At 47.5% G+C, this 7,430-nt stretch carries 8 protein-coding genes; all 8 read right to left on the bottom strand.

The window, feature by feature from the left end; genetic code table 11:
* Positions 1 to 1,060: thymidine phosphorylase (locus AC1WIP_RS08685; RefSeq protein WP_481141472.1), on the bottom strand; the 1,060-nt coding region annotated here is incomplete at its 3' end.
* A gap of 18 nt (positions 1,061 to 1,078) precedes the next feature.
* The gene (locus tag AC1WIP_RS08680; protein ID WP_481141471.1) at positions 1,079 to 2,212 is read right to left on the bottom strand and encodes a glycosyl hydrolase family 18 protein; all 1,134 of its coding nucleotides are present in this window, start codon (positions 2,210 to 2,212) and stop codon (positions 1,079 to 1,081) included.
* 73 nt (positions 2,213 to 2,285) lie between these two features.
* Positions 2,286 to 2,921, bottom strand: coding sequence for an endonuclease III domain-containing protein (locus AC1WIP_RS08675; RefSeq protein ID WP_318705309.1), 636 nt, complete (start codon positions 2,919 to 2,921; stop codon positions 2,286 to 2,288).
* 56 nt (positions 2,922 to 2,977) lie between these two features.
* Positions 2,978 to 3,976, bottom strand: coding sequence for a DUF362 domain-containing protein (locus AC1WIP_RS08670; RefSeq protein ID WP_481141470.1), 999 nt, complete (start codon positions 3,974 to 3,976; stop codon positions 2,978 to 2,980).
* Between the two features lie 71 nt (positions 3,977 to 4,047).
* Positions 4,048 to 4,926, bottom strand: a complete 879-nt coding sequence (locus AC1WIP_RS08665) for a MerR family transcriptional regulator (protein ID WP_481141469.1) — start codon at positions 4,924 to 4,926, stop codon at positions 4,048 to 4,050.
* 100 nt (positions 4,927 to 5,026) lie between these two features.
* Positions 5,027 to 5,488, bottom strand: a complete 462-nt coding sequence (locus AC1WIP_RS08660) for a GNAT family N-acetyltransferase (RefSeq protein ID WP_481141468.1) — start codon at positions 5,486 to 5,488, stop codon at positions 5,027 to 5,029.
* Between the two features lie 93 nt (positions 5,489 to 5,581).
* Positions 5,582 to 6,628: an alcohol dehydrogenase gene (locus AC1WIP_RS08655; RefSeq protein ID WP_481141467.1), complete on the bottom strand. Its 1,047-nt coding sequence runs from the start codon at positions 6,626 to 6,628 to the stop codon at positions 5,582 to 5,584.
* Positions 6,625 to 7,242, bottom strand: a complete 618-nt coding sequence (locus tag AC1WIP_RS08650) for a tyrosine-protein phosphatase (protein WP_481141466.1) — start codon at positions 7,240 to 7,242, stop codon at positions 6,625 to 6,627. Before AC1WIP_RS08650 ends, AC1WIP_RS08655 begins: the two co-directional genes overlap by 4 nt.
* Positions 7,243 to 7,430 lie beyond the last annotated feature (188 nt).

The following is a 7,430-nucleotide window of genomic DNA, read 5'->3' as shown; positions in this document are numbered from 1 at the left end:
GTGTGATCCATCCCTGGGAGGGCGCCTTTACCTCAACCACCACTGAGGCTTTTGGAAGCAGAGAGGTGTCATAGACAGCCCGGCCGTCTCCCCCTTGAGCCTTTACAAGCTCCTCCAGCTTTTCCAGAGCGCTTCCGCTTTCTATGGAATGAAGAAGCATTTTTCTGGCCTCCCGGAGGGCTGCATCCGGATTCTTTTCCTGTATTCTGCCTCCTGCGATCAGCATCTCGCTTCCCAAGGTAAGGCAAAGCTCAAGAAAATCCTCCGGTCCTTTGCCTTTTAAAGTATCAATGGCCTCCTTTACCTCCAGGGCGTTTCCCACAGCATTTCCCAAGGGCTGATCCATATCAGAAATAACGGCAACGGTCTGCTTTCCCGCAGTTTTTCCGATCTTAACCATTTCACCTGCTAATGCGAAGGCGTCCTCTCTGGATTTCATGAAAGCGCCGCTGCCCGTCTTTACGTCCAGCACAATGGCATCCGCCCCTGCCGCCAGCTTCTTGCTCATGATAGAGCTTGCAATCAGAGACATATTATCTACGGTAGCTGTCACATCTCTCAGCGCATACAGCTTTTTGTCTGCCGGCGCGAGATCTGCGGTCTGTCCCATGATGGCGATGCCAATGCGGTTTACCTGGTCCAAAAATGCCTTCTCGGAAAGTTCTGTCTGAAATCCAGGAAAGCTCTCAAGCTTATCAATGGTTCCCCCTGTATGTCCCAGTCCTCTGCCGCTCATTTTTGCCACTGGAATACCACAGGCCGCTGCCATGGGTGCCAGTGCAAGGGTGGTCTTGTCCCCCACGCCCCCTGTACTGTGTTTATCTACCTTAATTCCCTTAATTGCCGACAAATCCAGCCTGTCGCCGCTTTGGGCCATGGCCATGGTCAAATAAAAGGTTTCCTCCTGGGTCATCTTCTGGAAATAAATTGCCATCATCAAGGCCGCTGCCTGGTAATCGGGAATTTCTCCCCGGGTATAGCCCTCCACAAAATAACGGATTTCCTCACAGGTCAATTCTCTGCCGTTTCTCTTTTTCATGATCACATCGTACATTCGCATAGGTTTTTCCCCGTTTCTCTATTTTAAAATATAAAACTGAGAGCGCAAAAGCAGCCAATTCGCCCGAAACCACTGCATGATCTGCCAATAGCCGCACCCCCTTAGGCCATATTCCTCCATAAGCCGGAATTTTCCCATAAGACTCCTTGGGTCTTCAAACCAGACCTCATGGGTAATCCCGTTTTCCGTATAAAAAAAATAGGGACTCTGCGCCAGGGGATCAAATGCAATGGCAGATCCTTTCTCTATGGCGATCCGTACAGCCTCCACATTTCCAAGGGTCCGTGCCATGGTAATGCCCCTCTCAAAGGGAAGCGGCCAGTCATATCCATAATTTGGAATCCCCAAATCTATTTTGGCCGGATCAATCTGGGTGACGGCATATTCCACCACCCGGCGCACCTGGTTTAAGGGCGCCACAGCCATGGGCGGCCCGTAGGTATAGCCCCATTCGTAGGTCATTAACAGCACATGATCGGCGGCCTCTCCAAGGGCTCTGTAGTCCTTTCCCTCATACAAAAGACCCCTTTGCTCCGAGGATGTTTTGGGAGCCAGCGCCACGGAAGTATGATATCCGTTTTCCCGCATGGTATCCGCCACCCACCATACAAAGCCGGTGAAAGCATCCCTGTCCTGGGCCAGAATATATTCAAAATCAATATCCACTCCCTGATATCCCTTTTCCTCCATCACACGAAGAAGATTGGAAATGAGATTTTCCGAGTAAACCCAGTTATTGACCACCGAATGAATCAGCTGATTGTTAAAATTTCCGTCCGGTCCAAAGGGTGTCAGCACAAGGATGGGCTGTGTGCCGTACCGGAGAGCCTCCCTGATCATCCATTCGTCATCCCACAGAGGAGGAATCAGCTCACCCTCCATGGTAAAGCCATAGGAAAATATGGGAAGCTCTGACAAAAAAGGCAGAGTCTCCCCAAGCACCCACTCACTGATAAAGGGGTAAGCATACCCGCTGACAGAAACGGCCCGGCTGGCGTTTCTTATCCCATTATCGATCACAAGGGCCTGCCCCACCGCAAGCTCATAGGGATAAATAAGCTGGTTATCGTAAATCAGCTGCCACACGCTGATGCCTGTGCTGGCGGCAATTTGGTCCACATTGTCTCCCCTGTCCACAACATAAATTTCCATCCTGCTCTCTGCGGCGCAAAGGCCGTCTCATCATTTTTTATATGATATGCAGGAGGCTTTTTGTCTTATTCCGTTAAACCCCCGCCTTTTTGCAGATATCCTGCAGGCAGCATCTTTCACAGTGGGGCTTCGTTCTTGCGGTGCAGACCTCTCTGCCATGGTAAACCAGGCGGTGGCAGAAATCACTTCCCTCATCAGGGGGGATTATCTTCCACAGCTCTTTTTCCACCTTGGCCGGTTCCTTTATGCCGTCCACAAGCCCCATCCGGTTCACCAGCCGGATACAGTGGGTGTCCGTCACAATGGCAGGCTTGCCAAACACATCTCCCATGATCAGGTTTGCGCTTTTGCGTCCCACACCGGGCAGCTTTAACAGCGCATCAAAGTCATCCGGCACCTTCCCGTCGTATTCATCCCGAAGTATCTTCATGCAGGCGCTGATATCTCTGGCCTTGCTGTGTCCCAGGCCGCAAGGCTTCACAATGGCCTCTATTTCCTCCACCGGAGCCTGTGCCAAGGCATTTACATCCGGAAATTTTTCATACAGCCCTTCCACTACTACATTTACCCTGGCATCGGTGCACTGTGCGGCAAGGCGCACACTCACAAGCAGCTTCCACGCCTCGTTGTAGTCCAGCGTACAGCCTGCATCCGGATATTCCGCTTTCAATCTTTCTATGATGGCAAGAGCCAGCTTTTTCTTTGTCATTTGTTTTACTTTTCCTCCGAAAACACCGAAGCCTCCTTGACCCGGCTTTACTGCTCTTATGCAAAGGGCTTTACGTCCTTCACAGCCTCCTTGGGAGAAATCAAAGCATCCTCATGGTCGATATCAATCAGGCGGTAGCGGTCGTTCCCCATGCCAAGCTCCTTCATATAGGTAAGCTGGCGCAGGCCGTGACGGGTCTCCATCCGCTCCACCAGATCATTGTGATCACAGGGATTCAGCGCATAAACCAAATCCACTGAGGCCTGGTCTGCCGCCAGAATATCTAAAGAAGCTACAATGCCGATATTCGGCGTCACCACAGGCATGGCTGCAGTCCCCTCACAGTCACAGGACACGGACATATTCCGCAGCACATTCACAAAGGTGATATGCTCACCGAAATGATCCACCACCGCTTTGGCAGATTCCGTCATACGTTCCATAAATTCTTCCTTCTGAATGTCCCACATGTCATCTGAGCCGGGTGTGGTATGAATCATGGCTTTTCCAACGCGGCCGTCCGCACAGCCAATGCCAATGTTTTTATTCGAGCCCCCAAAGCCACCCACCTGATGCCCCTTAAAATGGGTCAATACAAGCAGAGAATCATAATTCAGAATATTTTTGCCCATGGACATCTCCGTGAACCACTTTCCGCCCTTCACCGGAAGGAATACCGTTCCATCCTCATCCATAATGTCCACCGGGCAAAAGGTCCATCCGTTTACCTCCAGGGTTTTACGGTGCTGTTCTGTGGTGTAGCGGTCCCCTTCGTAATAGGTGTTGGTCTCCACAATAGATGCCCGGGGAAGATTCTTTTGAATCAGCTCTTCCACCCAGGGGCGGGGGATAATATTAGGGCCGTTCTGCTCTCCGGTATGCAGCTTGATGCCCACTCTTCCCTCCATATTGGCACCCACACGCTCGAAAATCCTGCGCAGTCCCTCCTTTGACAAATCTCTGGTAAAGTAAACAACGGATTCTTCGCCAGTGCGCTCCTCATAAGGAATATAATGTTCCCCGCCGCTTCCGGGAATTACTTTTTGTTCTTTCATTTTTCAAGGCCTCCTTCCGGTTTCTTATACACATTATAATCTCTTTGAAAAGAAATGTAAAATCCTCTTCTCTATCCTTTGAAATTTTTCCCATAACAATAATACAAAAAGCACAAATCTGCAGCAAATAATAGGATTACAATAAAAAGGCCAAGCAGGCTTTCTAAAGGGGTGGCCGTGGTAAACAAATCCCTTATCACCCACAAATTACAAATCAGAAAAAACAGAACCGGGAGCGCAAGCAGTGACAAAATACGGTATCTGCGGTATTTTTTTTCCGACATCCCGGCCGGAATATAATCCTGGGGATGAAGCATCTCACAGTGAATCACAATCCCATACCGCGAGGAGGTTCTGTAGGCATAGTATTCCACTCCGTCTATCAAAAGCCTTGGAGACATACTTTCCTTAAGGATAACCATATTTCTGTTATTTTCCTGTCCATATTTCAGCAGACTTTCCGAAAATTCCTCCGGCGTGTCACATCGAACCTCCGGCATAAAGGAAAATTCCCGTGCCATCTCTGATTTCACAACCTCCTTATAGTCATTGCTAAACTGTTTGAACACAGACCCCTTCTTTTCTCTTTCTTCCATCTGATGAAGATACTGATCCACATCCAGCTCTGCAAGCTGCTGCTCTTGGATTTTGGAGCAAAATGTAATTGCCTCGTCCAGCCTCTCTTTCTCTGACTGCAGGCGGTAGATCTGCAGCAGCATTGTCTCTTCAAGAGTGGTTTCTCCATCTATCAGCCGTCTAATATCTCCAATGGGCACATCCAGCTTTCGAAAAAGCTTGATGAGCTTTAGTCGGTTGATATCCTCCTGTGAATATTCACGGTAGGAATTCTCCGCGTTCCGGCTGGGAGACAACAGTCTCTGCTTTTCATAATAGCGAATGTTCTGGCTGGATATGCCGGTAATCATTTCTGCTTCCTTGATGCTTTTCATTTTAATCCCTCTCCTCTCTGACGCTCTGCTCCTAAAAGCGGCGTAAAGTTTTTCTCCCACCTCCTTTATAAAGCCTATACCGGATATAAGGTCAAGCATTTTATTTCTTCTTTCCCATTTTGTGAACATACATTCTTGTCGGCTGCGCCTCTCCGTCTCCTTGAACCATGCAAAGGAATTCCCAGCCATATCTCTCATAAAAGGCGGTGTGATCGGTAATCAGGTAAAGTGTGGAGATTCCTTTCTTCTGCATATCCTCACAGACAAAATTAAGCATTTCTCCTGCGATTCCCCGGCATCGATACGCCTCTTCCACATAAAGTGCACACACATTGGGCCACAAATCCTTTCGATTATGGAAATCGTTGTCTATCACACCAATTCCGGCAATCACTCTTCCACCGTCCATTACAATATACCATTGGGGCACAGCACTGTTTTCCTGCAGACTTTCCTCCATGCTTTCAAGATAAGCCTCTGTGGGAACATGCCATTTTGTGTGAAACCAGCCTGCAGCTTCCTCAATCAACTCCGGATTGTCCGCAATTTTTTTAATTTCCATTGTCATCTCCTGCTTTTTTCCTTGAAAATTTATACGCTTTCATCCTTATTCTTACTCCAGCATTACAATATTCATCTGGATGCTCTCCTTTTGCTAGTTTGGGACTTTCACAGCATATTTTATAACATGATCTCTTTTGTTTTCAAATACGTCATATGCTTCCATAATCTGTTCCAGATTACATCGGTGGGTAATCAAAAATCCCGTATCAAGCTTTCCGCAGGCAGTCAAATCCATGATTTCCTGACAGAAGCTTCCGTCTACGCCGCCCGTCTTAAATACCAGATTCTTTCCATACATATCCGGCAGAGGCAGTACCTGCGGTTCCTCGTACATAGCTACAATCACTACAACAGCATTCGGTCTGGCAATCTTCCAAGCCGTCTGAAAGGTATCCTTACCGCCTGCTGCTTCAAATACAGCATCTGCGCCTCTGCCATCTGTCGCCTGGAGAACCTTCTCTTCCACATCGTCTCTTCCGGGGACAAGTGTAAGGTCAGCCAGTCCCTGCGCTTCTGCAGCCTTAAGCCTGTATTCGTCCGTATCAATAGCGATTATCTTTGCCGGCGTATACAGACGCGCGCACAGCATGGTACAAAGCCCTGTGGGGCCGGCTCCGATCACCGCAACTGTATCCGCAGGTTTTATCTCTCCGATCTTTGCAGCCCAGTATCCGGTGGAGAGAATATCTCCGTTAAAAAGCGCCTGTTCATCCGACACATGCTCAGGTATGATTGTCAGACCGTTGTCTGCAAAAGGAATTCTCGCATATTCTGCCTGTCCTCCGTCCATACGGCAGCCCAGCGCCCAGCCTCCGTTTTTGTCTATACAGTTATTCACAAAGCCTCTCTTGCAGAAATAACATTCTCCGCAGAAGGTCTCTACATTGACTGCCACCCGGTCTCCCGGCTTCACTTTTTTCACTGCGCTCCCGGTCTGCGTCACTCTTCCTACAAACTCATGTCCAAGAACCGTTCCAGGCACTGCTTTCGGCACTGCTCCATGCTTGATATGTATATCACTGGAACAGATCGTTGTCAGCGTCACCTCTATAATCACATCTCTTTCGTCCATGATTACCGGCATGGGTCTGTCCTCAAGAGCAATCTGCCCGTTTCCTTTATATACAACCGCTCTCATATAAAATGCTCCCTTCTCTCAAAATCAGATATAAATTCACATATATACCTTTCATGAGGTGTAATCACATCAATATCCACATTCGGACATTGAGCTGCATATGCTTCCAGCATATCTTTAAGATTACTTTTTGATTCCATATAATCATTAATTATATAATCCCTGCTCATTCCGATCTTATAAAGAAGCAAGGCAGAAACAACACCCGTTCTATCCTTTCCTGCATTGCAAAAATACAATACATTGGTTTTTGCATTCCAAATGGTATCAATAATTTTTCTCATTTGTGCATCAACCATTTTTATGTATGATTTGGAAACATCATCCACAGATTCAGGAACAATATTCCCACCTGTGACAGGCATACAATAATACTGAAAGAAATCGTTGTCAATCAACGGACATTTTTTATCGGCTCTTTCATTGTCTTCTCTAAGATCAATTACCGTTGTGATATTGTTTTCCACAAGCCACTTCACTTCTTCTTCTGTTATACAATTTGGAACATCGCTCCTGACAAAGCGAAAACTCCCCGGCAGAATTGCACGGGTATTATGCGTGCTTCTAAAGATACTCCCCATGAACGCCCTCTCCTTTGAAACTTTTCTTAACATAAAACCAATCCTTATGATATTCTTTTACCATATCTTCAGTGCCTTTAAAAACAAACTGCTCCGACTGATAAAGCCAGCAAATATCCCAATCTGTCGACCTGATTTTTCTTCATTATACCATTCGTTTATTCCCCTGTCATTTTATTTCTCACCACACAAAAAGAGAGCGGAACCTCATCTGTCCACTC

It is taken from the genome of Acetatifactor sp. (assembly GCF_982438285.1).
Note: the sequence above shows the minus strand (reverse complement) of the source record. Positions and strands in the feature narration are given on the sequence as shown.

What these genes read in the sequence shown, in the direction of transcription:
- AC1WIP_RS08655 (WP_481141467.1), bottom strand. Translation starts at nt 6,628, where the DNA reads ATGAGAGCGGTTGTATATAAAGGAAACGGGCAGATTGCTCTTGAGGAC.
- AC1WIP_RS08670 (WP_481141470.1), bottom strand. Translation starts at nt 3,976, where the DNA reads ATGAAAGAACAAAAAGTAATTCCCGGAAGCGGCGGGGAACATTATATT.
- AC1WIP_RS08650 (WP_481141466.1), bottom strand. Translation starts at nt 7,242, where the DNA reads ATGTTAAGAAAAGTTTCAAAGGAGAGGGCGTTCATGGGGAGTATCTTT.
- AC1WIP_RS08660 (WP_481141468.1), bottom strand. Translation starts at nt 5,488, where the DNA reads ATGGAAATTAAAAAAATTGCGGACAATCCGGAGTTGATTGAGGAAGCT.
- AC1WIP_RS08665 (WP_481141469.1), bottom strand. Translation starts at nt 4,926, where the DNA reads ATGAAAAGCATCAAGGAAGCAGAAATGATTACCGGCATATCCAGCCAG.
- AC1WIP_RS08680 (WP_481141471.1), bottom strand. Translation starts at nt 2,212, where the DNA reads ATGGAAATTTATGTTGTGGACAGGGGAGACAATGTGGACCAAATTGCC.
- AC1WIP_RS08675 (WP_318705309.1), bottom strand. Translation starts at nt 2,921, where the DNA reads ATGACAAAGAAAAAGCTGGCTCTTGCCATCATAGAAAGATTGAAAGCG.